Below are 24,830 nucleotides of genomic sequence, written 5' to 3'. Positions count from 1 at the left end.
CCGCGGCCCAGTCGATGGCAGGCGCTTGCCAGACCGTCAGGCCAGCAGCCGCCACGGCAAGGTCTCGCCGGCCCGCAGGGGTTTGAGCTCGGCGTCGCCAAAGGGGAAGCTCTGGGGCGGGGTCCACGCCTCGCGCCGCAGGGTGACGGTGCCCTGGTTGCGCGGCAGGCCATAGTAATCGGCGCCGTGGAAGCTGGCAAAGCCTTCGAGCTTGTCCAGCGCGCCGGCGGCCTCGAACGCCTCGGCATACATCTCCAGCGCCGCATGCGCGGTGTAGCAGCCGGCGCAGCCGGTGGCGTGCTCTTTCAGATGGGCCGGGTGGGGAGCGCTGTCGGTGCCCAGGAAGAATTTGGGGCTGCCGCTCGTGGCGGCGGCCACCAGGGCCTGGCGGTGTTCTTCGCGCTTGAGCACGGGCAGGCAGTAATAGTGCGGCCGAATGCCTCCGGTGAAGATGGCGTTGCGGTTGTACAGCAGGTGGTGCGCGGTGATGGTGGCGGCCAGATGGCCGTCTGCGCCAGCCACGTACTGCGCGGCCTCCTTGGTGGTGATGTGCTCCATCACGATCTTCAAGCCGGGGAAGTCGCGCCGCAACGGTTCGAGCTGTTGCTCGATGAACACGGCCTCGCGGTCAAACAGGTCGATGTCGGGGCTGGTGACTTCGCCATGCACCAACAGCAGCAGGCCATGGCGCTGCATGGCCTCCAGCGTCGGGTAGATCTTGCGGATGTCGGTCACGCCGGCGTCGCTGTTGGTGGTGGCCCCGGCCGGGTAAAGCTTGCAGGCCACCACGCCAGCGGCCTGGGCCCGGGCGATTTCGGCCGGGGGCAGGTTGTCGGTGAGGTACAGCGTCATCAACGGCTCGAAGCTCAGGCCCGCCGGCACCGCCGCGAGGATGCGGGCTTTGTAAGCGAGCGCCTGCGCCGCGGTGGTCACCGGCGGCTTGAGGTTGGGCATGATGATGGCGCGGCCAAACTGGGCGGCCGTGTGCGGCACCACGGTGTGCAGGGCCGCGCCGTCGCGCACGTGCAGGTGCCAGTCGTCGGGGCGGGTCAGGGTCAGGGAGGAGGCAGCGGTGGTCATGGCGGGTATTGTCTCATCGGACCCGACACTGCCTGCAGGCCCGCCCCATGGAGTCACGCCGCCCTCACAGGGTGTAATCCCCGCTGGCTTCAGGCTGGAACAGGATTTCCGCCACTTCGGCCTCGTGCTGACGGCCATCGGGTGCCAGCCAACGGATGCAGCAGCCTGCGCGTGCGCCCAGCAACGCCACGCCCACGGGGGAGAGCACCGAGACAAAGCCCTTTTCAGGCTCGGCGTCATCGGGGTAACACAGGGTCAACACGCGCTCATGGCCCTGGGGCCGCTCGCGCAGACGCACCTGCGAATACATGGTGACGATTTCGGCCCCAACATCCCTGGATGGCACGACATCCGCGTTGTCGATGAGTTCCGACAGAAGGTGGACTGCGCTTTGCGGCAGCGCATCTTGACGGCGACGCATGAGATTGCGCAGGCGGACGTGGTCGAGTTCGGTGACGGTGCGATCGATGAAAGCAGACAAAGACATGAGATGCTCCAAAAGGGCCTCAAGGCCCATGGCCGCCTGGGGGCCCGGCGATCTGGAGCGGCGCAAATGTGAAAAGGAGGAAATGGCGACCGCCGGGCTCAGTGATGTGCGGCCACGGTTCGGCCACACACCGCAAGCGGGTGCGTCATGCAGGCCGAGAGGAGCAAATCGCGCATAGAAGCGATGATAACCATTCGGGTATGGGATGAGTAGCTGGCCCGGATTTGGCGCATTCGCGTCAGCCACTATCTCGGGCCAGGTGGCGCTGCACGTCGTCCCAGAAGGCCTGGGTCACGGCTTTGCCTTTGCGCCCGCCCGGGCGTTCGTTTGGCCGCTCCCGGTACAGGCGGATTTCCATGGCCCCGCGCCAGGTGTCGCCCGCTGGCGCCGCAGGCACCAGCCGGCCATCGGCCAGGGTCTGCTGGACCAGGCTGGTGGGCAGGAACGCCACGCCGTGGCCTTCGATGGCCATGGCTTTGAGGCTTTCGGACATGTCGGTCTCGTACACGCGCTGGGTGTGCACCGCCTCGCCCGACTGGCGCAGCACCCATTCGACCACCCGCCCCAGATAGGCGCCAGGGGCATAGGCCAGAAAAGGCACGGGCTGGGCGGCCGTGCCTGGCAAGCGGTACAACGGCTGGCCGTGGGCATCGGGCTTGGCGTAAGGGGCCAGGATTTCCTCGCCCAAGCGCAGCATCTCGTAGCGTTCGGTATCGAGCTGGATGGGTTGCGACAGGTGGTGATAAGCCAGCAGCAGGTCGCAGCTGCCTTCGGTCAGGCGCAGCACGGCGTCGTGCACATTGAGCGCGGTCAGCCGGCTTTTGACCGGCCCCACCGTGGCGCGCAGCGACGACAGCCAGGCCGGGTAGAAGCTGAAGGCCAGGGTGTGGGGCACGGCGAATTCGATCGTGTCCTTGGCCACCGCGGTGTGCTGGCGCAACATGCTGCGGGTGGTTTGCAGGGCATGCAGGATGTCCAGCGCCTGCTCGTACAGGGTTTGGCCGGCCGGGGTGAGCCGGGTGGGGTAGGAACTGCGGTCCACCAGATCGGTACCGGCCCAGGCTTCCAGGGACTGGATGCGGCGCGAAAACGCCGGCTGGGTGACGTGGCGCAACTGGGCCGAGCGGCTGAAGCTGCGCGTTTCGGCCAAGCTGACGAAATCTTCAAGCCACTTGGTGTCCATCCTCTTGCTCCGCGGTGTTTTGTTGCAAGGCCCACATCTGGGCATAGCGGCCGCCGGCGGCCAGCAGCTCGGCGTGGGTGCCGCGCTCGACCACCCGGCCCTGCTCTAGCACGATGATTTCGTGCGCGTCCACCACGGTGGAGAGTCGGTGCGCGATCACCAGGGTGGTTTTGTCACGCGCCACCTGCCGCAGCTCGGCCTGGATGGCGCGTTCGTTGGCGCTGTCCAGCGCCGAAGTGGCCTCATCGAAAATCAGGATCGGGGGGTCCTTGAGCAGGGTGCGGGCAATGGCGACGCGCTGCTTTTCACCGCCGGAGAGCTTCAGGCCGCGCTCACCCACCAGGGTTTGGTAGCCTTTGGGCAGCCGCGCGATGAAGTCATGGATGTGGGCCGCGCGGGCCGCCCGCACGGCCTCGTCGTGGCCGGCATCGGGGCGGCCGTAGAGAATGTTGTACTCGATGGTGTCGTTGAACAGCACCGTGTCTTGCGGCACGATGCCGATGGCCCGGCGCAAGCTGTCCTGGGTGACGTGGCGGATGTCCTGCCCGGCAATGGTGATGCGCCCAGTCGGTTCGTGCGGCCCGGCGCCGGGGCGGCCCACGTCATAGAAACGATAGAGCAGCCGCGCCAAGGTGGATTTGCCAGCCCCCGATGGCCCGACCACCGCGACTGTCTTGCCCGCCGGTATGGTGAAGCTGACGCCGTGCAGGATGTCGCGGTCACGCTCGTAGCCGAAGCGCACGTCCTCAAAGCGGATGTCTGGGGCGGCATCGAGCCGCAACGGCTGGGCGTCGGGGGCGTCGGCCACTTCACGCTCTTTGTCCAGCAGGGCAAACATCTTGTCCAGATCGGTCAGGCTTTGCTTGATTTCGCGGTACAGCACGCCGAGAAAATTCAGCGGGATGTAGAGCTGGATCATGAACGCGTTGATCATGACCAGATCGCCCAGAGTCATGTGACCTTGGGCAACGCCCACCGTGGCGCGCCAGAGCATGGCCACCAGCGCCACCGCGATGATGAGCTGCTGCCCGGCGTTGAGCAGCGACAGGGTGGCCTGGCTCTTGAGGCGGGCACGGCGCAAGCGCTGCAAGGCTTCGTCGTAGCGGCGGGCCTCGAACGCTTCGTTGTTGAAATATTTGACGGTCTCGTAATTCAGCAAGGAGTCGATGGCCTTGGTCTGGCTGACGGACTCCATCTCGTTCATGTGGCGGCGGAACTGGGTGCGCCATTCGGTCACCCGGACGGTGAAAAACACGTACAGGACCAGGGCGATCAACGTCGTCCAGACGTACCAGAGCTCGAACTTCACGCCCAGCAACGCCAGCACCAGTGCCACCTCCAGCAAAGTGGGCAGGATGCTGTAGAGCGAATACGAAATGAGCGACTGCACGCCACGGGTGCCGCGCTCGATGTCGCGCGTCATGCCGCCGGTCTGGCGCTCCAGGTGAAAGCGCAGGCTGAGCTGGTGCAGGTGCCCAAACACCTGCAGGGCGATGGCGCGGGTGGCCCCTTCGGTGGCCTTGGCAAAGATGAGCTCGCGCAATTCGGTGAACAGCGAGGTGGAAAAGCGAAGCAGGCCATAGGCCAGCAGCAGCCCCACGGGCACCAGCAGCCAGGGTTCCGTGCCGGGTGGCAAGCCGAGCAAAGACTGCCCTGGCGCCGGTGTCAGCGCGTCCACCAGTTCCTTGAGCAGCAACGGCACCCCCACATTGGCCAGCTTGGCCGCCACCATGAACGCCAGGGCGGCTGCCACGCGCCAGCGGTATTGCCACAAATACGGCAACAAGCGGCGCAGCACCGCCCAATCGGAACGGGGGCGGGCCTGCTCTCCGGGGGGTGGGGCCGACGCCATGGCAGCCGGGCCGGAGCGGGCGGTGGACAAATCGCGCATGGATGACAATCAGGGCATGAACCATCCGATTTTGCCCCCAAGTGGCAGTGACCACACAGCGGCTGGCGAGGCCCGCCGCATCGACACCCCGCCAGCGGACAAGACGCTGGTGCTCAAAGTCATTCCCATGCCGGCAGACTGCAATGCCAATGGCGACATCTTCGGCGGCTGGGTCATGGCCCAGGTGGACTTGGCCGGCTCCGTGCTGCCCGCGCGGCTGGCCCAGGGCCGCATCGCCACCGTGGCGGTCAACCAGTTCATCTTCAAGCAGCCGGTGCGCGTCGGTGACATTCTGAGCTTCTACAGCGCCATCACCCGCGTGGGCAAGACGTCCATCTCCGTGCAGGTGGAGGTGTTTGCCGAGCGGATGAATGCGCAAGGCGAGTTTGTGAAGGTGACCGAAGCGTCGCTGACCTACGTGGCCATCGACGAGCAAGGCCGGCCACGACCGGTGCCAGCGCCGGCCGCACCGGCGCGCTGAACTGCCCCAGGGCCGCCCGCGCCTCTGGCGTGGGCTTATCATTCTGCGCGTCTGCACCGTACCACCCATGCCCCAGAAACCGCCTGCCCCACCCGCTGCGCTGTCGCCCGCCGACTACCTCAAGCTCACCCTGACCGCCCGCGTGTATGACGTGGCGATCGAATCCGCTCTGGAGCCGGCCAAGGCCCTGAGCCGGCGGCTGCACAACAAGGTGCTGCTCAAGCGCGAGGACCAGCAGCCCGTCTTCAGCTTCAAGCTGCGCGGCGCCTACAACAAGCTGGCGCACTTGTCGCCCGAGCAGCTGCAACGCGGCGTCATCTGCGCCTCGGCCGGCAACCATGCCCAAGGCGTGGCGCTGGGGGCGCACAAGCTGGGCACGCGGGCGGTGATCGTCATGCCCACCACCACACCCCAAGTCAAAATCGACGCCGTCAAGGCCCTGGGCGGGGAAGTGGTGCTGCATGGCGACAGTTATTCCGACGCCTATCAGCACGCCGTGCGGCTGGAGCAAGCGCAAGGGCTGACTTTCGTCCACCCGTTCGATGACCCGTACGTGATCGCCGGGCAAGGCACCATCGCCCTGGAGATGCTGCGTCAGCTGCAGAGCCTGGGCAGCCAGCGGCTGGATGCGGTGTTCGTGGCCATTGGCGGGGGGGGCCTCATCAGCGGGGTGGCCAATGTCATCAAGGCGGTGCGGCCCGAGGTCAAGGTCATTGGCGTGCAGATGAACGACTCCGACGCGATGATGCGCTCGGTGGCCGCCGGACAACGCGTCACCCTGCCCGATGTGGGCCTGTTCAGCGATGGCACGGCCGTCAAGCTGGTGGGCGAGGAAACCTTCCGCATCAGCCGCGAACTGGTGGACGAATTCATCACCGTGGACACCGACGCGGTGTGCGCCGCCATCAAAGACATATTCGTGGACACGCGCAGCATCGTGGAGCCGGCCGGCGCGCTGGCGGTGGCCGCGATCAAAAAATACGTGGCCGAACGCAAGACCAAGGGCGAGACCTACGCCGCCATCCTGTGCGGCGCCAACATGAACTTCGACCGGCTGCGCTTCGTGGCCGAGCGCGCCGAGGTGGGCGAGGAGCGCGAAGCGCTGTTTGCCGTCACCATCCCCGAAGAGCGCGGCAGCTTCAAGCGCTTTCTGCAAGCCATCGGCGGCCTGCCCGGCGGGCCGCGCAATGTCACCGAGTTCAGCTACCGCATCAGCGACACCCAGCACGCCCATGTGTTCGTCGGCCTGACGACCCACGGCAAAGGGGAAAGCGGCAAGATCGCCGCCACCTTCCAGAAACACGGCTTCCCGACGCTGGACCTGACGCACGACGACCTGGCCCAGGAACACATCCGCCATATGGTCGGTGGGCGTTCCCCGCTGGCCCGTGACGAACGGCTGCTGCGCTTCGTTTTCCCGGAACGGCCCGGCGCCCTGTTCAAATTCCTCAGCCTGATGCGCCCCGGCTGGAACATCAGCCTGTTCCACTACCGCAACCAAGGGGCGGATTACGGCCGCATCCTGGTGGGCTTGCAGGTGCCGGCCAAAGACGGCAAGGCGTTTCAGAAATTCCTCGACACGTTGGGCTACCCCTACGTGGAAGAGACCGAGAACCCGCTGTACCGCCTGTTCTTGCAGCACTGAACACCCCGGCCAGCCATGCAAAGCCTGAAACACTTTCTGCTGGCCCTGCAATTCTTCACGCGCATCCCCATCACGGGCGCGCTGGCCGCCTGGGTGGGCTTCAGCCCCGCCATGCTGCGTGCCAGCGCCGCGCACTTCCCTGGCGTGGGCTGGGTGGTGGGCGCGGTGGCCGCGGGCGTTTATGGGCTGCTGTGCTGGTACCTGCCCCCGGTGGCAGGCATCACCTGGGTGGCGGCGGTGTTCAGCACCATCGCCACCGTGCTGTTGACCGGGGGCTTTCACGAGGACGGTCTGGCCGACGTGGCCGATGGCCTGGGCGGCAGCCACCAGCGCGAGCGGGCGCTGGAGATCATGAAAGACTCGCGCATCGGCGCTTTCGGCGCCATGGCGCTGGTGCTGGCCCTGCTGGCCAAGGTGAGCCTGCTGGCCGTGCTGGGGCAACTCTCCCTGGGCGGGGCGCTGCTGGCGCTGTTCCTGGCCCATGTGGCGTCGCGCACCTGGCCGCTGCTGACCATCCGCTGGCTGCCCCACGTGGGCGATGCGGCGGGCAGCAAGTCCAAGCCGCTGGCCGACCAGATTTCCACCGCGGCGCTGCTCACCGGCGCCCTGTGGTGCGGGCTGGCGCTGGCCCTGGCGCTGATGGGGGCGCACGCCACCGCCCCCCACTGGCTGGGCACCCTGCAAGACGGCGCTCGCGCCAGCACCGCGCTGTGGTGGGGGGTGGCCGGGTCGGCATTGGGCTGGGCGCTGGTCCACGGGCAGCTGCAGCGCCGGCTGCAAGGCTTCACCGGCGATGGACTGGGCGCGGCGCAGCAGGTCAGCGAAATCGGGTTTTACCTGGCGATGGCGCTGGCCATGGGCAGCCGCTGAGTCGCGCCGATGACCGCCCCCAAACCCCTGGAACTGTGGCTGGTGCGCCACGCCCGGCCACTGGCCCCGGAGGGCCTGTGTTACGGACGGCTGGACCTGCCGGCAGACGCTGCCCATACCCAGGCCCGTGCCGAGGCCCTGGCCCGCGCCTGGCAGGCGTCCCCTGCCGACGACGGGCCGGCCATGGCGTGGCATTCCCCGTCGGCGCGGGCGCACGCGCTGGCACGCGCCGCGGCCGCTTGCGGGCTGCCCCACGCCACCGCCGACGCACGCCTGCAGGAAATGGACTTTGGCCACTGGGAAGGCCAGCCATGGGACGGCATCGCTCGCAACGCGCTCGACGCCTGGGCGCAGGACTTTTTTCATCACTGCCCGGGGCAGGGGGAATCGGTGGCGCGGTTGCTGACGCGCGTGGCCGACGCCCTGCGCGACGGCCTCTCCCAGGCCCACGCCTGCGGCGCGCGGCGGGTGTTGTGGTTCACCCATGCCGGCGTCATCCGGGCGGTGGAAGTCTGCCTGCGCCAACCCGGCCTCCAGCCCCCCACCTCGATGGCGGCCCGCGACTGGCCCTCGACGGTCTGCGACTTTGGCCACTGGATCGTCCACCGAATGGAATAATGCGCACACCATGCCTGCCACCCTCGACGGCCAACTGGTCGTGGCCATCTCATCGCGAGCCCTGTTCGACTTCGAAGCCGAAAACGAAGTGTTCGAACAGGGCGACGACCGTGCCTATATGCAGTTGCAACTCAGTCGGTTGGAGCAACCGGCGGGCCGGGGCGTGGCGTTCTCGCTGGTCCACAAGTTGCTGAGCTTCAATTCGCCGCAACAGCAGCGGGTGGAGGTGGTGATCCTGTCGCGCAACGATCCGGTCTCAGGCATGCGGGTGTTCCGCTCGGCCAGCCACTATGGGCTCAGCATTCAACGGGGGGTCTTCACCCGGGGCCAGCCACCGTGGCGCTACCTGCGCCCCCTGCGGGCCAATCTGTTCCTGTCGGCCCACCTCAGTGACGTGCGGGCCGCGCTGGATGTGGGCGTGCCCGCGGCCCAGGTGTACCCGCAGTCGGTCCGCGCCAGCGACGCGCACCCGCACGAAGTGCGCATTGCCTTCGACGGCGACGCGGTGCTGTTTTCCGACGAGGCCGAGCGCGTCTTCCAGGCCGAGGGGCTCAGCGCCTTTCAAGCGCACGAGGTCAGCAACGCCAGCCGCCCCCTGCCCGGCGGGCCGTTCAAGCCGCTGCTTGAAGCCTTGCACCGTCTGCAAAATGCCGGCACCGCCCAGATGCGCATCCGCACCGCGCTGGTGACGGCCCGCAGCGCCCCGGCCCATGAGCGGGCCATCCGCACGCTGATGGACTGGAACATCGAGGTCGATGAGGCCATGTTCCTGGGCGGCCTGCCCAAGGGCGAGTTCCTGCGCGAATTCGAGCCGGATTTCTTTTTCGACGACCAGACCGGTCACATCGAACACGCCGCGCGCCACGTGCCGGCCGGCCATGTGGCCAGCGGCATCGCCAACGTCACCTGAACCTGCAGCCATGTCCGCCACCTCAGCCCATGGCATACAGACCAGCATAGGGTTTGCTTTAGGCGCTGCGGTACTGTTCGGCGCCAGCACGCCAATGGCCAAGCTGCTGCTGGAGGCGATACCACCCGTGCTATTGGGAGGCTTGCTATATCTGGGCAGCGGCCTGGGGCTGTTGGCCACACGCCTGTGGCGCGATCGGGGCTGGCAGCCCTCCGGGCTGCGTCCCGGGGAAGGAAAATGGCTGGCGGCTGCCATCGCATTTGGGGGTGTATTAGGGCCTGTTGCCCTGATGTTCGGCCTGCAGCATACCGGGGCATCCACGGCTTCGCTGCTGCTCAATCTAGAGGCGGTGCTGACGGCAGTGCTGGCATGGGTGGTTTTCAAGGAAAACGCAGACCGCCGGGTCGTCTTGGGCATGCTGGCCATCGTCGCAGGCGGCGTCCTCTTGTCGTGGCCCTCGGCCAATGCCAGTCAACCCGGGGGAGGCTGGGGAGCCGGGCTCATTGCCCTGGCATGCCTGTGCTGGGCCATCGATAACAACCTGACCCGCAATGTCTCTGCCTCAGACGCCCTGTTCATCGCGGGCAGCAAAGGACTGGTCGCCGGCAGTGTGAATATCACGCTGGCCGCCATGTTGGGGGCCACATGGCCTGGCTGGTCATCGGCGTTAGGCGCCATGGCCGTGGGCCTGCTCGGTTACGGCATCAGCTTAGCGCTGTTCGTGCTGGCGCTGCGCGGGTTGGGAACGGCACGGGCCGGCGCTTACTTTTCGGTGGCACCATTTGTCGGTGCCCTGGTATCCCTGGTCTGGTTGGGCGAGCAAGCCAGCACAGGATTCTGGGCAGCCGGCAGTCTCATGGCCTTGGGAATCTGGCTCCACCTGACCGAACGCCATGCGCACGAACACACCCACGAGCCGCTGATTCATAGCCACGCCCATGTCCATGACGAGCATCACCAGCACCCGCATGCCTTCGCCTGGAATGGACAGGAGCCGCACGTGCATGAGCACCGGCACACGGTCATCACCCACTCGCACCCCCACTATCCAGACATCCACCATCGACATAGACACTGATCAGAAGGGGAGATAAGTTCCCCGCCTCTGAATGAGCGTCGATTGGCATCTAATGGTCTGCCCTACAGACAAAAGTCGTAGTCGATGGTCAGTGGCGCGTGGTCGCTGAAGCGTTGCGCTTTGTACACGCTGGCCTGGCGGGCGGTTTCGGCCAGCGCGGGGGTGGCCAGGTGGTAGTCGATGCGCCAGCCCACGTTCTTCGCCCAAGCCTGGCCCCGGTTGCTCCACCAGGTGTAGGCGGCCTCGGTCTCGTCGGGGTGCAACCGGCGGTACACATCCACATAGCCGCCCTCGGTCAGCAGCCGGGTCATCCAGGCGCGCTCCTCAGGCAAAAAGCCGCTGTTTTTCAGGTTGCCTTTCCAGTTTTTCAGGTCCTTTTCGTGGTGGGCGATATTCACGTCGCCCACCAGCAGCACCTGGCGCTGCTGGCGCAGTTTGACCATCCAAGGATAGATCCGATCCAGAAACCGGTACTTGGCGTCCTGGCGCTCGTCCCCGGACGAGCCACTGGGGAAATAGCAGCTGATGAGGCTGAGCCGGCGCTGCGGGGTGTCGAAACGCAATTCCAGGTAGCGGCCCTCGTCATCGAACTCGGGCTCGCCCATGCCGACGATCACCTCACTGGGCTCGTGCCGGCTGTAGATGCCCACGCCCGAATAGCCCTTTTTGGTGGCGTAGTGGAAGTAGCCCTTGAGGCCGGCCAGGGCCTCGAAACGACCCTGCACATCGGGGGCCTGGGCTTTGAGCTCCTGCACCCCCATACAATCGGGCGCAGTGGCTGCAACCCAGGCTTCGAGCCCTTTGGCGGCGGCAGATCGGATGCCATTGAGGTTGAGGCTGGTCAATCGAAACAAGGAATTCCCCATGAACATGGAAAGAGAAACGCCAGTGGACGCACTGGCGCAGGCTTTCGTGCAATTTTCCGTCGAATCCGGGGTACTGCGCTTTGGCGAGTTCAAGACCAAGGCCGGCCGGCTGAGTCCCTACTTTTTCAATGCCGGCCTGTTCGACGACGGCCTCAAGCTGGGACGGCTGGCCGGGTTCTATGCCGACCGCATCCTGGCCAGCGGCATCGACTTCGACATGGTGTTCGGCCCCGCTTACAAAGGCATTCCGCTGGCCGCCACCGTGGCGGTGGAACTGGCGCGACGTGGGCGCAACGTGCCTTTGGCCTACAACCGCAAAGAGGCCAAGGACCACGGCGAAGGCGGCACGCTGGTGGGCGCGCCGCTGCGCGGTCGCGTGCTCATCATCGACGACGTGATGAGCGCCGGCACCGCCGCGCGCGAGTCGATCGCGCTGATCCGCGCCGCCGGCGCCGAGCCGCATGCGGTGGCCATCGCGCTGGACCGGCAGGAAATGGCCACCGAAGCCGGCCCCGACGGGCAAGTGCGCGATGTGCCCTACAGCGCGGTGCAGTATGTGCGAGCGCAACTCGGCCTGCACGTGTGCGCCATTGCCAAGCTGGCCGATCTGCTGCAATATCTGCAACACCACGCCGGGGAGGACATGGGGCAGCACCAGGCACGGGTGCAGGCCTATCGGGACCGATACGGCGTCCGTTGAACCCCTCAGAGCCCACCATGATTCCGTCGCGTTCCCGCTTTCGCTGGCTCATCGGCTGCACCTTGGTGCTCGGTGTCTGGGGCCTCGCCCAGGGCGGCGGCATTTACACCTGCGTCGATGCCAAGGGCAGGCGACTGACGTCAGACCGGCTGATCACCGAATGCCTGGACCGCGAGCAATACGAGCTCAACCCCAGCGGCACGGTGCGGCGCGTCATCCCCCCCTCCCTGACGGCAGAGGAACGGGCCCGCGCCGAAGCCCGGCAGCGCGCCGAAGCCGATGCCCGCACCCGCGCGGCAGAGGAGCGCCGCAAAGAACAGGCGATGCTGATCCGCTACCCCAGCCCGGACGCCCACCAGCACGCGCGCACAGAAGCGCTGCGGCAAGTGCAGGCGGTGATCGAGACCGGACAGCGTCGCGAGCAGGAGTTGGAAAAGCAGCGCCAGGCGATTCTGGCCGAACTGGAGTTCTACCAGCGCGACCCCAGCCGGGCCCCCCAATGGTTGCAGCAGCGCCAGCTCGACAACCAGCAGCAAATCGCGGCCCAGCGCGCCTTCCTGGACGACCAGCGCCGGGAAATCGAGCGCATCAACCAGCGCTTCGACGAAGAGCTGGCGGTGCTGCAGCGCCTCTGGAAAGAGCGCGACCAGGCCCAGCGCTGAGCCTGCCGCCCGCACTCAGCCCAGCTTGCGCTTGAGCAGTTCGTTGACCTGGGCCGGATTGGCCTTGCCCTTGCTGGCTTTCATGACCTGACCGACCAGGGCATTGAACGCCTTGTCTTTGCCGGCACGGTACTCGGCCACGCTCTTTTCGTTGGCAGCCAGCACCTCGTCGATGATCTGTTCCAGCGCGCCGGCGTCGTTCATCTGCTTGAGGCCCTTGGCTTCGATCACCGCATCGACCTGGGCCTGAGGATCGGCCTCGGCGATGGAGCCCGCCCACAGCGCATCCATCACCTGCTTGGCGGCGTTGTTGGACACCGTGCCGTCAGCCACGCGCCGCAGCAACGCCGCGAGCACGGCGGCACTGACCGGCGCCTCGGTGATGTCGCGCTCCTCGGCATTGAGCCGGCGCGAGACTTCGCCCATGATCCAGTTGCTCGCCGGCTTGGCCAGGGCCGTCCCGGCCGCGGCCACCACGGCCTCGAAATAGGCCGCCATGGCCGGGCTCTGTGTGAGCGTGGTGGCGTCGTACTCGGGCAGGCCGTAGTCGCGCACGAAGCGCTCGGCCATCGCCCGGGGCAGCTCGGGCAGGCTGGCGCGCACCTGCTCCACCCATTCGGGCGCGATCACCAGCGGCGGCAGGTCCGGATCGGGGAAGTAGCGGTAGTCGGCCGCGTCTTCCTTGGTACGCATGGCGCGGGTTTCGCCCGTATCGGGGTCGAACAGCACCGTGGCCTGCTCGATGGCGTGGCCGTCTTCCAACTGCTCGATCTGCCAGCGCACCTCGAAGTCGATGGCCTGCTGCATGAACTTGAAGGAGTTCAGGTTCTTGATCTCGCGCCGCGTGCCCAAGGGCTGGCCGGGCTTGCGCACGGAGACGTTGGCATCGCAGCGGAAACTGCCTTCCTGCATGTTGCCGTCGCAAATGCCGATCCACGTCACGATCTTGTGCAGTTCCTTGGCATAAGCCACGGCCTCGGCGCTGGAGCGGATGTCCGGCTCGGTCACGATTTCCAGCAGCGGCGTGCCCGCGCGGTTGAGGTCGATGCCGCTCATGCCGTGGAAGTCTTCATGCAGGCTCTTGCCGGCGTCTTCTTCCAAGTGGGCACGCACCAGGCGCACGGTTTTGCGGTCATTGCCCAGGTAAAAGCTCACCGCGCCGCCCTGCACCACCGGAATTTCGTATTGGCTGATTTGGTAGCCCTTGGGCAAATCGGGGTAGAAATAATTTTTCCGGGCAAAGATGCTGCGTGGCGCCACATGGGCGCCGACGGCCAGGCCAAAGCGGATGGCGCGCTCGACGGCCCCGCGGTTCATCACCGGCAGCGTGCCGGGCAAGGCCAGATCCACGGCGCAGGCCTGGGTGTTGGGCTCGGCGCCGAAGGCGGTGGAGGCGCGGCTGAAGATTTTGCTGGCGGTCGTCAGTTGCACATGGGTCTCGAAGCCGATGACGACTTCGTAGCCCTGGACCAGAGGAGATGCGGATGCTGGGTTGCTCATAGGAAAATGACGCCTCGTGCCGTGTCAGACCGCCGCCGGTGCGCGGGTGTGCCAATCGGTCACACGCTGGTAGTGGTGTGCCACGCCCAACAGGCGTGCTTCCTGGAAATAGTTGCCGATCAATTGCAGCCCCACGGGCATGCCACCCCGACCAAAGCCCACCGGCACGCTCATGCCCGGCAAACCGGCCAGCGAGGCCGGCAGGGTGTAGATGTCGGCCAGGTAGGCGGCCACGGGGTCGGCGGTCTTCTCGCCGATGGCCCAGGCCACGGTCGGGGCCACCGGCCCGGCAATCACATCGCAGTGCTGGAACGCGGCCTGAAAGTCTTGCGCGATCAGGCGGCGGATTTGCTGCGCCTTGAGGTAGTAGGCGTCATAGTAGCCGTGCGACAGCACATAGGTGCCGATCAGGATGCGGCGCTGCACCTCGGGCCCGAAGCCTTCGCTGCGCGACTTTTTGTACATGTCCAGCAAATCGGTGTAGTCCTGCGCCCGATGGCCGAACTTGACACCGTCGAAACGGCTGAGGTTGGAGCTGGCTTCGGCCGGGGCGATGATGTAGTACGCCGGGATGGCCAGTTCGGTGCGCGGCAAGGCGATGTCCACCAACACCGCGCCCAGCCGCTCGCATTCGGCCAGCGCGGCGCGAATGGGGGCCAGCACGTCATCGGCGCAGCCCGCGCCGAAAAACTCGCGCGGCAAGCCAATGCGCAGACCCTCCAGCGGCCGCTGCGGCGTGGCACCCGGCAGCGGGTCGTCCAGTCCGCGGGTGTAATCCTCGGCCGGGCGATCCAGGCTGGTGGAGTCGCGGTCGGGGTCTGGGCCGGCCATCACCGAGAGCAACAAGGCGCAGTCGCGGGCGCTGCGGGCCATGGGGCCAGCCTGGTCCAGGCTGGAGGCATACGCGATGAGGCCGTAACGCGAGCAGCGGCCATAGGTGGGCTTGATGCCGGTGATGCCGGTGAAGCTGGCCGGCTGACGGATGGAGCCGCCCGTGTCCGTGCCGGTGGCGGCGGGCACCAGCCGCGCGGCCACCGCCACGGCCGATCCGCCCGAAGACCCGCCCGGCACGCGGGTCGTGTCCCAAGGGTTGCGCGCCGGGCCATAGGCCGAGTTGTCGTTGCCCGACCCCATCGCAAATTCGTCGCAGTTGAGCTTGCCCAGCGTCACCGCGCCCGCTGCGGCCAGCCGGGCCACCACGGTGGCATCGAACGGGCTGCGGTAGCCTTGCAGCATCTTGCTGCCGGCCGTGGTGGGAAAGTCCTTGGTCACCAGAACATCTTTGTGGGCCAGGGGAACGCCCAGCAACGGAGCACGCTCGCCCTGGGCCAGACGGGCGTCGGCCGCTCGCGCTTGGGCCAGGCTCACCGCCTCGTCCAAGGCCAAATAGGCGCCCAGGCCTTCATGGGCGCGGGCACGGGCCAGCAAATGTTGGGTGACTTCGACACTGGAGACCTGTCGCGCGGCCAGCATCGCGGCCAGGGCGCTGACGTCGAGTTGGTGCAGATCGGTCATGCCTCCCCCCTCACTCGATGACTTTGGGCACCAGGAACAGCCCGTTTTCCACCGCCGGGGCGCTGGCTTGGTTGGCCTGACGCTGGTTGGTCTCGCTGACCACGTCGTCGCGCAACCGCAGGGCCACGTCTTCGAACACCTCGGCGGGGTGGGCCAAGGGCGGCACGCCAGCGGTGTCCACCGCCTGCATCTGCTCGACGATGTCGAAAAACCCATTGAGCCGTTGGAGCATGGTCTGCGCCTGGGCTTCGGGCAGCTCCAGGCGCGCGAGGTGGGCAATGCGCCCGATGTCTTGCAAGGTCAGGGACATGTGGTGTCGCTTCAAGGCACGGCCGGTTTGCAACCGTGTGTAAAAACCAAGGGGAAAAGCGCCCGTTGGCCCGGTTTGGCCAGGGGGGATGTCCAGGCGATGGAGTATTATCTTAGGTTTGGTGAGCAGGTCCGGAATGGTTCGCTTTTCGGGCCCATTTTTCGTCCCAAACCACCCCCGATTTTCCGCCAGACATTTCCCGGCGCTGCCCGCGTGCCCGCGCAAGCCGGACCCAGGCAGGCCGCACAGGACCACCCAACATGTTCGAATCTTTCCGTCGGCACTTCTCCACCGACCTGGCCATCGACCTGGGCACGGCCAACACACTGATCTATGTGCGTGGCAAGGGCATCGTGCTCGATGAGCCCTCGGTCGTCTCCATCCGCCACGAAGGCGGCCCGCAAGGCAAGAAAACCATCCAGGCCGTGGGCCACGAAGCCAAGGCCATGCTCGGCAAAGTGCCGGGCAACATCGAAGCCATCCGCCCGATGAAGGACGGCGTGATCGCCGACTTCACCGTCACCGAGCAGATGCTCAAGCAGTTCATCAAGATGGTGCACCCGCGCTCCATGCTCAAGCCGAGCCCGCGCATCATCATCTGCGTGCCCTGCGGCTCCACCCAGGTCGAGCGCCGCGCCATCCGCGAAAGCGCCCTGGGCGCCGGTGCTTCCGAGGTGTATCTGATCGAAGAACCCATGGCCGCGGCCATCGGCGCCGGCCTACCGGTGAGTGAGGCGGCCGGCTCCATGGTGGTGGACATCGGCGGCGGCACCACCGAGGTGGGCGTCATCAGCCTGGGCGGCATGGTTTACAAGGGCAGCGTGCGCGTCGGTGGCGACAAGTTCGATGAGGCCATCATCAACTACATCCGCCGCAACTACGGCATGCTGATCGGCGAACCCACGGCCGAAGCCATCAAGAAGAACATCGGCAGCGCCTTCCCCGGCTCCGAGGTCAAGGAGATGGAGGTCAAGGGCCGCAACCTGAGCGAAGGCGTGCCACGCAGCTTCACCATCTCCAGCAACGAGGTGCTCGAAGCCCTGACCGATCCGATCAACCAGATCGTCAGCGCCGTCAAGACCGCGCTGGAGCAGACCCCGCCGGAACTGGGCGCCGACATCGCCGAGCGCGGCATGATGCTCACCGGCGGCGGCGCCCTGCTGCGCGACCTCGACCGCCTGCTGTCGGAAGAAACCGGTCTGCCGGTGCTGGTGGCCGAAGAACCGCTGCTGTGCGTGGTCAAGGGCTGCGGCATGGCGCTGGACCAGATGGACCGCCTGGGCGGCAGCATCTTCACCAACGAATAATCGCTCCCGCCACCGGCCATGCCGCTGGGAACCGTCGATCGCACGCCGCCCCCGTTTTTCAAACAGGGGCCATCGGCGCTGTCCAAGCTGCTGGTGCTCAGCGCCATCGCCGCGCTGCTGATGGTGGTGGATGCCAAACGCCAGTGGGCCGAGCCGGTGCGTCAGGTGGTGGCCACCGCGATCTATCCCCTGCAATGGCTGGCGCTGCAACCCCTGCATGCCGCGCGCTGGTCCGGCCAATACCTGGGCAGTCTGCAGGCTGCCCAGCAAGAAGCGGCGCAAGCGCGGGCCGAGTTGGTGCGCCAGGCGCAGCGTGCCGCCATCGTGGAGCACCTCTCGCAGGAAAACCGGGAACTGCGCGCCTTGCTGGGCATGCAGGAGCGCTTGCCCACCGGGGCCCAAGGCGCCCAGATCCTCTATGAGTTGCCCGACCCGTTTTCGCGCAAGGTCGTCATCAACCTGGGGCAGCGCGATGGCGTCCAGCCCGGCTCGGCGGTGATGGACGGCTATGGCGTGCTCGGTCAGGTGACGCGGGTGTACCCGGCCACCTCGGAAGTGACCCTGCTGGTGGACCGTCAGCAGGCCATCCCCGTGATCAACACCCGCACCGGGCAGCGCAGCCTGGCCTACGGGATGCCGGGCGGGCGACTGGAGTTGCGCTTCGAGTCGGTGAACACGGAGACGGAGGCCGGCGACGTGCTGACGACCAGCGGCATCGACGGCGTCTATCCACCTGGTCTGCCGGTGGCCACGGTGGTCCACGTCTCGGCCACGGGGGGCAGTGGCTTTGCCCGCATCGAGGCCGAACCGATGGCCCGCATGGACAATACCCTGCATGTGCTGGTGGTGGCCCCGGCTGGCCGGCCCCGGCTGCCGGGCAACGACACCCCGACGGAGGCCCGGCCATGATGATGCGTGCGGGACAGGCCCTGCTGCTGCCGGCCAACCCCTGGTTCATCTGGGGCACGCTGATCGGGGCGGTGTTGCTCAACATGCTGGTGCATATCGCGCTGCTCGGGCGATCGCCCTGGATGCCGGATTTCCTGGCCGTCACCCTGGCTTTCTGGATCATCCACCAGCCACGGCGCATCGGCGTCGGCACGGCGTTTGCCTTCGGGCTCGTGATCGACGTGCACCACGGCTCCCTGCTGGGTCAGCACGCGCTGGCCTATGCGGTGCTGGGCTATTTGGCGGTTGTGATTCATCGGCGGGTGCTGTGGTTCGACCTGCCGCGCCAGGCGCTGCACGTGCTGCCCCTGTTCCTCGTGGCCCATGCCCTGCAGTGGATGGCCCGCGGCTTGGCCGGCTCTGGCTGGGCGGGATGGTCCGCCCTGCTGGCGCCGGGCTTCGAAGCCCTGCTGTGGCCGCTGGCCACGGTGCTGCTGCTGGCCCCGCAGCGCCGCGCTCACGACCCGGACGACACCCGCCCGATCTGACCGCACGCCGCCCATGACCGAGCTGAAGAATGTCGAACTGCAACTGATGCGGTTTCGCACGCGGGTCTGGGTCGCGCTGGTCGTGGTGCTGCTGGCCCTCGGCCTCATCGGGGCGCGGATGTACGTGCTGCAAATCCATCGCCACGAGGCCCTGCTGACGCAGGCTGAAAGCAACCGCACCGCGGTGCTCCCGGTTCCCCCGCCACGCGGTCGCATCCTCGACCGCCACGGCGTGGTACTCGCCGACAATCAGCCCACTTTCACGCTGGAGATCATCCCCGCGCAGGCCGGGCGGCTGCAGGAGACGATCGACGCGATTGCCGAACTCATCGAAATCTCGCCGCGCGATCTGCGCCGCTTCCAACGCTTGGTGGCGGAATCCCGGCGCTTTGACTCGCTGCCTCTGCGCACCCGCCTGAGCCCGGAGGAGATGTCCATCATCGCGGCCCAACTCTACCGCCTGCCCGGGGTGAATATCCAGGCTCGCAGTCAGCGCCACTATCCACTGGGCGAAACGGCCGCCCACGTCATCGGGCATGTGGGCCGGATCAATCAGCGCGATCAGCAAATGATGGCCAACTGGCCAGAGGAGCGTCGCGCCAACTACCGCGGCACGGACCACATTGGCAAGCTCGGCATCGAGCAGAGCTATGAAGACCAGTTGCACGGCACCACCGGCTTCGAGCGAGTCGAGACGTCGGCCGCCGGGCGCGCGGTGCGCATCCTGGAAACCGTCGCGCCCATCCCCGGCGACTCGGTGCGCCTGACCATCGACGCCCGGCTGCAGCACCTCGTCGAGCGCCTGTACGGCGAACGCCGCGGCGCCCTGGTGGCCATCGACCCGCGCAACGGCGAAATTCTGGCCTTCGTCAGCATGCCCACCTTCAACCCCAACCTGTTCGTGGAAGGGATCGACGTGGAGAACTGGCGCGCCCTCAATGAGTCGATCGACCGGCCCCTGCTGAACCGGGCCTTGCGCGGCACTTACCCGCCCGGCTCCACCTACAAGCCGTTCATGGCGCTGGCCGCCCTGGAAACCGGCCTGCGCAAACCCTCCACCGCCATCAACGACCCTGGCTTCTGGATGTTCGGCAATCATCGCTTTCGCAGCGTCGGCGAGCGCAACCTGGGCATGGTGGATTTGCGGCGCAGCATCGTCGTCTCCAGCAATGTGTACTACTACACGCTGGCCAACGACATGGGCATCGACGCCATCCACGACTTCATGCAGCCGCTGGGGTTCGGCCAGCTCACCGGCATCGACCTGATGGGCGAGGCGCGCGGCATCCTGCCCAGCCCAGCCTGGAAACGGGCCACGTTCAAGCGCCCTGAGCATCAACGCTGGTACGCGGGCGAGACCATCTCGGTCGGCATCGGCCAGGGCTACAACAGCTTCACCATGCTGCAGCTGGCCTCGGCCATGGCCACCCTGGCCAACGGCGGGGTGCGCCACACCCCGCACTTGGGGCTGAGCACGCACAGCGCCCGGGACCCCGAAGGCCGGCCCATCTACCGCGCCGCCGGCACCCCACTGGGCTACAAGCCCGAACACCTGCAAGCCGTGCTCGAAGCGATGGAGGCCGTCACCACCGAAGGCACGTCGGCGCGGGTGTTCGCCGGCGCCCCCTACCGCAGCGGCGGCAAGACCGGCACCGCCCAGGCCGTGAGCATTGGCCAGCGCGAGCGCTACGACGCGGCCAAGCTGGCCGAACACCAGCGCGACCATTCCCTGTATGTGGCCTTCGCGCCGGTGGAGGCCCCCACCGTGGCCCTGGCGGTGATCGTAGAAAACGCCGGCTTCGGCTCGGCCAGCGCCGCCCCGATCGCGCGTCGCGTCTTCGATTACCTGTTGCTGGGCCTGTACCCCAGCGAAGAAGACATCGCCGCCACCCAAAAGGGGCAGTCCGCCGCGCCGATCGGCCAGCCACGGCCCATCGCCGAAGTGCCCTGGCCCGGCGGGGACTGAGCCCTGGTCAGGATCAGGGCATCATCGCCCAGGCGTCCCAGCCTGTCTTGAGGATGAGCGCCGTCACCACCACGATGAATACCCCGCGCACGAAGCCGGCACCGTGCCTGAGCGCCAGCCGCGTGCCCAGCAGGCTGCCGGCCACATTGGCCACGGCCATGGCCAGGCCGATGTGCCACCACACATGGCCTTTCCAGGCAAACAGGCCCAGCGCCGCCAGGTTGGAGGTGGTGTTGAGCAACTTGGCCGAAGCGCTGGCATTCAGAAAGTCATAACCCAGCCAGCGCACGAACAGAAACACGAAGAAACTGCCCGTGCCCGGGCCAAAAAAACCGTCGTAAAAGCCAATGGTCAGCCCCAGCGTGCAGGCTGCCAGCGTCTCTTGCCGGCCATGGAAACGGGGCGCGTGGTGCCGCCCCAGATCCTTGCGGGCCAGGGTATAGACGAGCACCGCCAGCAGCACCAGCGGCAGCACGCGACGCAGAAAGTCGGGCGAGACCACGGTGACCAGCCAGGCACCGGCCATGGCGCCGGCGAAGCACACCGCCGCGGCCGGCAACAGGGCCGACCAGCGCATCTCCACCCGCCGGGCATACTGCACGGTGGCCGCCGCCGTGCCCCACACCGAAGCGCTCTTGTTGACGCCAAACAGCGTGGCCGGGTGGGCATGGGGAAACGCCGCAAACAGCGCCGGCACCAGGATCAGACCACCCCCGCCCACGATCGAATCCACAAAACCGGCCAGGCCCGAGGCCAGCGTCACGAAAAGCCATTCCATGGAGCGCCATTGTGACGGTTTTGAGACATAAAAAATGACCCGTGCGCCGAAGCCACACGGGCCCAACCCCAGGAGACTCCGCTGTCGTCAGCGGTTGTAGGCCGATTCGCCGTGCGAAGTGATGTCCAGGCCCTCGCGCTCGGCTTCCTCGCTCACACGAAGGCCCATGACCACATCGACGATCTTGTACGCGATGAACGCCACCACGGCCGACCAGACCATGGTGATGACCACGCCTTCGGCCTGCACGAACAGTTGGCCGGCGATGGAAAAATCCTCGCCGCCGGTGCCACCCAGGCCCGGGGCGGCGAACACGCCCGTCAGCAAGGCGCCGACGATGCCCCCCACGCCATGCACGCCAAACACGTCCAGCGAGTCGTCCGCGCCCAGCATCTTCTTCAAGCCAGTGACGCCCCACAGGCACAGCAACCCGGCGATGAAGCCGATGATGATCGCGCCCATCGGCCCCACCGAACCGCAAGCCGGCGTGATCGCCACCAGACCGGCCACGGCCCCCGAAGCGGCCCCCAGCATGGAGGCTTTGCCCTTGTGCATGGCTTCACCCAGCGACCAGGCCAGCACGGCGGCGGCAGTGGCCACGAGGGTGTTGATGAAGGCCAGAGCCGCACCGCCATTGGCTTCCAGATTGGAGCCGGCATTGAACCCGAACCAGCCCACCCACAGCAGGGAAGCGCCCACCATGGTCAGCGTCAGGCTGTGCGGAGCCATGGACTCGCGGCCATAACCGATGCGCTTGCCCACCATGTAGGCCCCCACCAGACCGGCCATGGCGGCATTGATGTGCACGACCGTCCCCCCGGCGAAGTCCAGCGCCCCCTTGTCCAGCAGGTAGCCACCCTCGCCCCACACCATGTGGGCAATCGGCAGATAGCTGAAGGTGAACCAGATCGTGCAGAACAGCAGCACCGCGCCGAACTTGATGCGCTCGGCGAACGAGCCCACGATCAGCGCGCAGGTGATGCCGGCAAACGTGGCCTGGAAGGCGACGAACACCAGCTCCGGGATCATCACCCCCTCGGTGAAGGTGGCGGCCAGCGAATCCATGGTGATGCCCATGAGGAAGGCCTTGTCGAGGTTGCCGATGATCAGGCCCGCGCCACCAAAGGCCAGGCTGTACCCGTACACCGCCCAGAGCACCACGATGAGCGAGAACACCACCATCACCTGCATCAGCACCGACAGCATGTTCTTGCTGCGCACCAGCCCGCCATAGAACAGCGCCAGTCCTGGCACCACCATCATCACCACCAGCAGCGTGGCCACCATCATCCAGGCCACGTCGCCCTTGTCCACCGTTTCGGTGACGGGCGCCTCGGCGGGCGCCGCAGCCTCCGCCACTGCCACCGCGGCTTCGGTGACGGTTTCGGCAGCGCCGTCCGCACTGGCCTGCGCCCAAGCCCCCGCTCCTCCGAGTGCCAGCCCCAGCGCCAGGCACACGCTCCAGAACCATCGTTTCATGTTGTCAGCTCGTTGGTTGATGAAAACATCACAGGGCCGCGGCCCCTTGCTCGCCGGTGCGGATGCGGATGACCTGCTCCAGCGGGAACACAAAAATCTTGCCGTCGCCGATCTTGCCCGTGCGCGCCGCACCCTCGATCGCCTCGATGACACGATCCACCAAATCGTCCAAGACCGCCGCCTCGATCTTGACCTTCGGCAGAAAATCCACCACGTACTCCGCCCCTCGGTACAGCTCGGTGTGACCCTTCTGCCGCCCAAAACCCTTGACTTCCGTAACCGTGATGCCCTGCACGCCCATGGCCGACAGCGCTTCGCGCACCTCGTCCAGCTTGAAGGGTTTGATGATCGCAGTGACCAGCTTCATGGAACCTCTCACTCCCAAAAACCACAGGTGCCTGAACTCAAGCAAGAGTCGCGCCAACCATTGAAAAGGCCGCCCTTTTGGGCGGCCCGCGGTCCGACCGGGCAACGCCCAGCGGGATTTACTTGGTGGTGAACTCGGGGTAGGCCTCTTGACCGCATTCGGCCAGGTCCACGCCTTGATACTCCTCCTCCTCGCTGACGCGGATGCCCATGACAGCCTTGAGCACGCCCCAGACGATCAGGCTGGTGACGAAGACCCACACGAAGATGGTCAATGCCCCAGCGATCTGCCCGAAGAAAGTGGCGTCGTCATTGGTCAGCGGCACCAGCAGCAGACCGAGCAGGCCACAGGTGCCGTGCACCGAGATGGCACCCACCGGGTCGTCGATCTTGAGCTTGTCCAGCGCCAGGATGGACAGCACCACCAACAGGCCACCGGCAATGCCGAACAGCGTGGCCAGCAGCGGCGTGGGGGTGTCTGGGCCTGCGGTGATGGTCACCAGGCCGGCGAGCGCCCCGTTGAGGAGCATGGTCAGGTCGGCCTTGCCAAAGATGATGCGCGACAGCACCAGCGCGCCGATGGCCCCCCCGGCGGCGGCAGTGTTGGTGTTGAGGAACACGACCGCCACGTCGTTGGCGCTGGCGGCGCTGGCCGTGGCCAGCACCGAGCCCCCGTTGAAGCCAAACCAGCCCATCCACAGGATGAAAGTCCCCAGGGTGGCCAGCGGCAGGTTGGCACCGGGAATGGCGCGCACCTCGCCGTTGGGGCCGTACTTGCCTTTGCGGGCACCCAGCAGCATCACCCCAGCCAGGGCAGCGGCTGCACCGGCCATGTGCACGATGCCCGAACCGGCAAAGTCCGAAAAGCCCAGGTCTTCCAGGTTGTACAGGCCGAACACCGACTCACCGCCCCAGGTCCAGGAACCTTCCATCGGGTAGATGAAGCCGGTCATGACCACCGCGAAAGCCAGAAAGGCCCACAGCTTCATGCGCTCGGCCACCGCGCCGGAGACGATGGACATGGCCGTGGCCACGAACACCACCTGGAAGAAGAAGTCCGACGCCGGGGCATAGGTGGATTCGGCCTCATAGGTGAAGCCCTCCTCCACGCCACTGCCCATGATGCCGGACAGGAAGATGTCGCCGCCGTACATGATCGCGTAGCCGCAGACCATGTACATGATGCTGGCGATGGCAAACAAGGCGACGTTCTTCGTCAGGATTTCGGTGGTGTTCTTGGCCCGCACCAGCCCCGCCTCCAGCATGGCGAAGCCTGCGGCCATCCACATCACCAGGGCACCGCAAATCAGGAAGTAGAAGGTGTCCAGGGCAAACTGCACCTCGAAGACGGTGTGCAGCGCCTGCGTCGCCACGCTGGCGGCCTCGCTGACGGCGGCGGTATCGGCCACGGCCTCCTCGGCACCGGCCACCTTGGCGGCCAGCACGGCCGCGGCCACACCCAGGGCTTTGAACAGGGGTTTCATGTGCATCTCCTCCTTCACAGGGCTTCCTTGCCGGTTTCGCCGGTGCGGATGCGGATGACCTGCTCCAGCGGGAACACAAAAATCTTGCCGTCGCCGATCTTGCCCGTGCGCGCCGCACCCTCGATCGCCTCGATGACCCGATCCACCAAATCGTCCGAGACCGCCGCCTCGATCTTGACCTTCGGCAGAAAATCCACCACGTACTCCGCCCCCCGGTA

25 protein-coding genes are annotated in these 24,830 nt (G+C 66.6%); 12 read left to right on the top strand and 13 right to left on the bottom strand.

Features of this window, described 5'->3' with window-relative positions; all coding sequences use genetic code 11:
* Positions 1-36 precede the first annotated feature (36 nt).
* The 4 genes from pyrC to DFR43_RS00165 form a co-directional block, all read right to left on the bottom strand.
* Positions 37-1,080, bottom strand: a complete 1,044-nt coding sequence (gene pyrC, locus DFR43_RS00180) for a dihydroorotase (protein ID WP_133595353.1) — start codon at positions 1,078-1,080, stop codon at positions 37-39.
* Between the two features lie 64 nt (positions 1,081-1,144).
* Positions 1,145-1,567, bottom strand: a complete 423-nt coding sequence (gene rnk / locus DFR43_RS00175; RefSeq protein ID WP_133595352.1) for a nucleoside diphosphate kinase regulator — start codon at positions 1,565-1,567, stop codon at positions 1,145-1,147.
* 238 nt (positions 1,568-1,805) lie between these two features.
* Positions 1,806-2,750 carry a LysR substrate-binding domain-containing protein gene (locus DFR43_RS00170; protein WP_133595351.1) on the bottom strand — a complete coding sequence of 315 codons (945 nt, stop codon included), beginning with the start codon at positions 2,748-2,750 and terminating at the stop codon, positions 1,806-1,808.
* Entirely contained in the window at positions 2,731-4,641 is a 1,911-nt protein-coding gene (locus DFR43_RS00165; RefSeq protein ID WP_133595350.1) for an ABCB family ABC transporter ATP-binding protein/permease, read from the bottom strand. The genes DFR43_RS00170 and DFR43_RS00165 overlap by 20 nt, the downstream gene beginning before the upstream one ends.
* Before the next feature lie 127 nt (positions 4,642-4,768).
* Between DFR43_RS00165 and DFR43_RS00160 the strand changes: the two genes are divergently transcribed.
* From DFR43_RS00160 to DFR43_RS00135, 6 genes are all read left to right on the top strand, one after another.
* Positions 4,769-5,122 (top strand): acyl-CoA thioesterase, encoded by a 354-nt coding sequence (locus DFR43_RS00160; RefSeq protein ID WP_425471061.1) that lies wholly within the window; start codon positions 4,769-4,771, stop codon positions 5,120-5,122.
* 67 nt (positions 5,123-5,189) lie between these two features.
* Positions 5,190-6,767 carry a threonine ammonia-lyase, biosynthetic gene (gene ilvA / locus DFR43_RS00155; protein ID WP_133595349.1) on the top strand — a complete coding sequence of 526 codons (1,578 nt, stop codon included), beginning with the start codon at positions 5,190-5,192 and terminating at the stop codon, positions 6,765-6,767.
* 15 nt (positions 6,768-6,782) lie between these two features.
* Positions 6,783-7,637 (top strand): adenosylcobinamide-GDP ribazoletransferase, encoded by an 855-nt coding sequence (locus DFR43_RS00150; RefSeq protein WP_133595348.1) that lies wholly within the window; start codon positions 6,783-6,785, stop codon positions 7,635-7,637.
* 9 nt (positions 7,638-7,646) lie between these two features.
* Positions 7,647-8,255: a histidine phosphatase family protein gene (locus DFR43_RS00145; RefSeq protein WP_133595347.1), complete on the top strand. Its 609-nt coding sequence runs from the start codon at positions 7,647-7,649 to the stop codon at positions 8,253-8,255.
* Between the two features lie 10 nt (positions 8,256-8,265).
* A complete protein-coding gene (locus tag DFR43_RS00140) occupies positions 8,266-9,165 on the top strand; it encodes a 5'-nucleotidase (RefSeq protein WP_133595346.1) in 900 nt (299 codons plus the stop codon).
* A gap of 10 nt (positions 9,166-9,175) precedes the next feature.
* On the top strand, positions 9,176-10,243 hold the full coding sequence (locus tag DFR43_RS00135; protein ID WP_211338566.1) for a DMT family transporter: 1,068 nt from the start codon (positions 9,176-9,178) through the stop codon (positions 10,241-10,243).
* Between the two features lie 62 nt (positions 10,244-10,305).
* Here the strand turns inward: DFR43_RS00135 and DFR43_RS00130 are convergent, their stop codons facing one another.
* Entirely contained in the window at positions 10,306-11,109 is an 804-nt protein-coding gene (locus DFR43_RS00130) for an exodeoxyribonuclease III (RefSeq protein ID WP_211338572.1), read from the bottom strand.
* On the opposite strand from DFR43_RS00130, the gene pyrE reads away from it, so the two are divergent.
* Positions 11,108-11,809, top strand: coding sequence for an orotate phosphoribosyltransferase (pyrE, locus tag DFR43_RS00125; RefSeq protein ID WP_133595344.1), 702 nt, complete (start codon positions 11,108-11,110; stop codon positions 11,807-11,809). The genes DFR43_RS00130 and pyrE overlap by 2 nt on opposite strands.
* 17 nt (positions 11,810-11,826) lie before the next feature.
* A complete protein-coding gene (locus tag DFR43_RS00120) occupies positions 11,827-12,471 on the top strand; it encodes a DUF4124 domain-containing protein (protein ID WP_133595343.1) in 645 nt (214 codons plus the stop codon).
* A 15-nt stretch (positions 12,472-12,486) separates the two neighbouring features.
* Here the strand turns inward: DFR43_RS00120 and gatB are convergent, their stop codons facing one another.
* The 3 genes from gatB to gatC are packed head-to-tail and all read right to left on the bottom strand — an operon-like array spanning position 12,487 to position 15,796.
* The gene (gatB, locus tag DFR43_RS00115) at positions 12,487-13,971 is read right to left on the bottom strand and encodes an Asp-tRNA(Asn)/Glu-tRNA(Gln) amidotransferase subunit GatB (RefSeq protein WP_133595342.1); all 1,485 of its coding nucleotides are present in this window, start codon (positions 13,969-13,971) and stop codon (positions 12,487-12,489) included.
* Between the two features lie 24 nt (positions 13,972-13,995).
* On the bottom strand, positions 13,996-15,486 hold the full coding sequence (gatA, locus tag DFR43_RS00110; protein ID WP_133595341.1) for an Asp-tRNA(Asn)/Glu-tRNA(Gln) amidotransferase subunit GatA: 1,491 nt from the start codon (positions 15,484-15,486) through the stop codon (positions 13,996-13,998).
* 10 nt (positions 15,487-15,496) lie between these two features.
* A complete protein-coding gene (gene gatC, locus DFR43_RS00105; protein ID WP_133595340.1) occupies positions 15,497-15,796 on the bottom strand; it encodes an Asp-tRNA(Asn)/Glu-tRNA(Gln) amidotransferase subunit GatC in 300 nt (99 codons plus the stop codon).
* Positions 15,797-16,056: 260 nt separating this feature from the next.
* Between gatC and DFR43_RS00100 the strand changes: the two genes are divergently transcribed.
* The 4 genes from DFR43_RS00100 to mrdA are packed head-to-tail and all read left to right on the top strand — an operon-like array spanning position 16,057 to position 20,505.
* Positions 16,057-17,103 (top strand): rod shape-determining protein, encoded by a 1,047-nt coding sequence (locus tag DFR43_RS00100; protein ID WP_133595339.1) that lies wholly within the window; start codon positions 16,057-16,059, stop codon positions 17,101-17,103.
* 18 nt (positions 17,104-17,121) lie between these two features.
* Complete coding sequence (mreC, locus tag DFR43_RS00095; RefSeq protein ID WP_133595338.1) at positions 17,122-18,012, top strand: rod shape-determining protein MreC; 891 nt, start codon at positions 17,122-17,124, stop codon at positions 18,010-18,012.
* On the top strand, positions 18,009-18,539 hold the full coding sequence (mreD, locus tag DFR43_RS00090; protein ID WP_133595337.1) for a rod shape-determining protein MreD: 531 nt from the start codon (positions 18,009-18,011) through the stop codon (positions 18,537-18,539). Before mreC ends, mreD begins: the two co-directional genes overlap by 4 nt.
* A 13-nt stretch (positions 18,540-18,552) precedes the next feature.
* Positions 18,553-20,505, top strand: coding sequence for a penicillin-binding protein 2 (gene mrdA / locus DFR43_RS00085; protein WP_133595336.1), 1,953 nt, complete (start codon positions 18,553-18,555; stop codon positions 20,503-20,505).
* A gap of 13 nt (positions 20,506-20,518) precedes the next feature.
* Here the strand turns inward: mrdA and DFR43_RS00080 are convergent, their stop codons facing one another.
* From DFR43_RS00080 to DFR43_RS00060, 5 genes are all read right to left on the bottom strand, one after another.
* Positions 20,519-21,283, bottom strand: coding sequence for a sulfite exporter TauE/SafE family protein (locus tag DFR43_RS00080; RefSeq protein ID WP_133595335.1), 765 nt, complete (start codon positions 21,281-21,283; stop codon positions 20,519-20,521).
* A gap of 87 nt (positions 21,284-21,370) precedes the next feature.
* Positions 21,371-22,762, bottom strand: a complete 1,392-nt coding sequence (locus DFR43_RS00075; protein WP_133595334.1) for an ammonium transporter — start codon at positions 22,760-22,762, stop codon at positions 21,371-21,373.
* Positions 22,763-22,790: 28 nt separating this feature from the next.
* The gene (glnK, locus tag DFR43_RS00070; RefSeq protein ID WP_133595333.1) at positions 22,791-23,129 is read right to left on the bottom strand and encodes a P-II family nitrogen regulator; all 339 of its coding nucleotides are present in this window, start codon (positions 23,127-23,129) and stop codon (positions 22,791-22,793) included.
* Positions 23,130-23,247: 118 nt separating this feature from the next.
* Positions 23,248-24,612, bottom strand: a complete 1,365-nt coding sequence (locus tag DFR43_RS00065; RefSeq protein ID WP_133595332.1) for an ammonium transporter — start codon at positions 24,610-24,612, stop codon at positions 23,248-23,250.
* A 14-nt stretch (positions 24,613-24,626) separates the two neighbouring features.
* On the bottom strand, positions 24,627-24,830 hold a 204-nt coding region (locus DFR43_RS00060), incomplete at its 5' end, for a P-II family nitrogen regulator (RefSeq protein WP_133595565.1).

The sequence above is a fragment of the Tepidicella xavieri genome (assembly GCF_004363315.1).
Lineage (GTDB): Bacteria > Pseudomonadota > Gammaproteobacteria > Burkholderiales > Burkholderiaceae_C > Tepidicella > Tepidicella xavieri.
The sequence above is the reverse complement of the archived record's forward strand: the minus strand, read 5'-3'. Positions and strand labels throughout refer to the sequence as shown.

What these genes read in the sequence shown, in the direction of transcription:
- pyrC (WP_133595353.1), bottom strand. Translation starts at nt 1,080, where the DNA reads ATGACCACCGCTGCCTCCTCCCTGACCCTGACCCGCCCCGACGACTGG.
- DFR43_RS00145 (WP_133595347.1), top strand. Translation starts at nt 7,647, where the DNA reads ATGACCGCCCCCAAACCCCTGGAACTGTGGCTGGTGCGCCACGCCCGG.
- mreD (WP_133595337.1), top strand. Translation starts at nt 18,009, where the DNA reads ATGATGATGCGTGCGGGACAGGCCCTGCTGCTGCCGGCCAACCCCTGG.
- DFR43_RS00150 (WP_133595348.1), top strand. Translation starts at nt 6,783, where the DNA reads ATGCAAAGCCTGAAACACTTTCTGCTGGCCCTGCAATTCTTCACGCGC.
- DFR43_RS00160 (WP_425471061.1), top strand. Translation starts at nt 4,769, where the DNA reads ATGCCGGCAGACTGCAATGCCAATGGCGACATCTTCGGCGGCTGGGTC.
- DFR43_RS00065 (WP_133595332.1), bottom strand. Translation starts at nt 24,612, where the DNA reads ATGAAACCCCTGTTCAAAGCCCTGGGTGTGGCCGCGGCCGTGCTGGCC.
- DFR43_RS00130 (WP_211338572.1), bottom strand. Translation starts at nt 11,109, where the DNA reads ATGGGGAATTCCTTGTTTCGATTGACCAGCCTCAACCTCAATGGCATC.
- gatB (WP_133595342.1), bottom strand. Translation starts at nt 13,971, where the DNA reads ATGAGCAACCCAGCATCCGCATCTCCTCTGGTCCAGGGCTACGAAGTC.
- DFR43_RS00135 (WP_211338566.1), top strand. Translation starts at nt 9,176, where the DNA reads ATGTCCGCCACCTCAGCCCATGGCATACAGACCAGCATAGGGTTTGCT.
- DFR43_RS00120 (WP_133595343.1), top strand. Translation starts at nt 11,827, where the DNA reads ATGATTCCGTCGCGTTCCCGCTTTCGCTGGCTCATCGGCTGCACCTTG.
- DFR43_RS00075 (WP_133595334.1), bottom strand. Translation starts at nt 22,762, where the DNA reads ATGAAACGATGGTTCTGGAGCGTGTGCCTGGCGCTGGGGCTGGCACTC.
- DFR43_RS00170 (WP_133595351.1), bottom strand. Translation starts at nt 2,750, where the DNA reads ATGGACACCAAGTGGCTTGAAGATTTCGTCAGCTTGGCCGAAACGCGC.
- glnK (WP_133595333.1), bottom strand. Translation starts at nt 23,129, where the DNA reads ATGAAGCTGGTCACTGCGATCATCAAACCCTTCAAGCTGGACGAGGTG.
- pyrE (WP_133595344.1), top strand. Translation starts at nt 11,108, where the DNA reads ATGAACATGGAAAGAGAAACGCCAGTGGACGCACTGGCGCAGGCTTTC.
- DFR43_RS00080 (WP_133595335.1), bottom strand. Translation starts at nt 21,283, where the DNA reads ATGGAATGGCTTTTCGTGACGCTGGCCTCGGGCCTGGCCGGTTTTGTG.
- mrdA (WP_133595336.1), top strand. Translation starts at nt 18,553, where the DNA reads ATGACCGAGCTGAAGAATGTCGAACTGCAACTGATGCGGTTTCGCACG.
- ilvA (WP_133595349.1), top strand. Translation starts at nt 5,190, where the DNA reads ATGCCCCAGAAACCGCCTGCCCCACCCGCTGCGCTGTCGCCCGCCGAC.
- DFR43_RS00100 (WP_133595339.1), top strand. Translation starts at nt 16,057, where the DNA reads ATGTTCGAATCTTTCCGTCGGCACTTCTCCACCGACCTGGCCATCGAC.
- DFR43_RS00140 (WP_133595346.1), top strand. Translation starts at nt 8,266, where the DNA reads ATGCCTGCCACCCTCGACGGCCAACTGGTCGTGGCCATCTCATCGCGA.
- gatA (WP_133595341.1), bottom strand. Translation starts at nt 15,486, where the DNA reads ATGACCGATCTGCACCAACTCGACGTCAGCGCCCTGGCCGCGATGCTG.
- rnk (WP_133595352.1), bottom strand. Translation starts at nt 1,567, where the DNA reads ATGTCTTTGTCTGCTTTCATCGATCGCACCGTCACCGAACTCGACCAC.
- DFR43_RS00165 (WP_133595350.1), bottom strand. Translation starts at nt 4,641, where the DNA reads ATGCGCGATTTGTCCACCGCCCGCTCCGGCCCGGCTGCCATGGCGTCG.
- mreC (WP_133595338.1), top strand. Translation starts at nt 17,122, where the DNA reads ATGCCGCTGGGAACCGTCGATCGCACGCCGCCCCCGTTTTTCAAACAG.
- gatC (WP_133595340.1), bottom strand. Translation starts at nt 15,796, where the DNA reads ATGTCCCTGACCTTGCAAGACATCGGGCGCATTGCCCACCTCGCGCGC.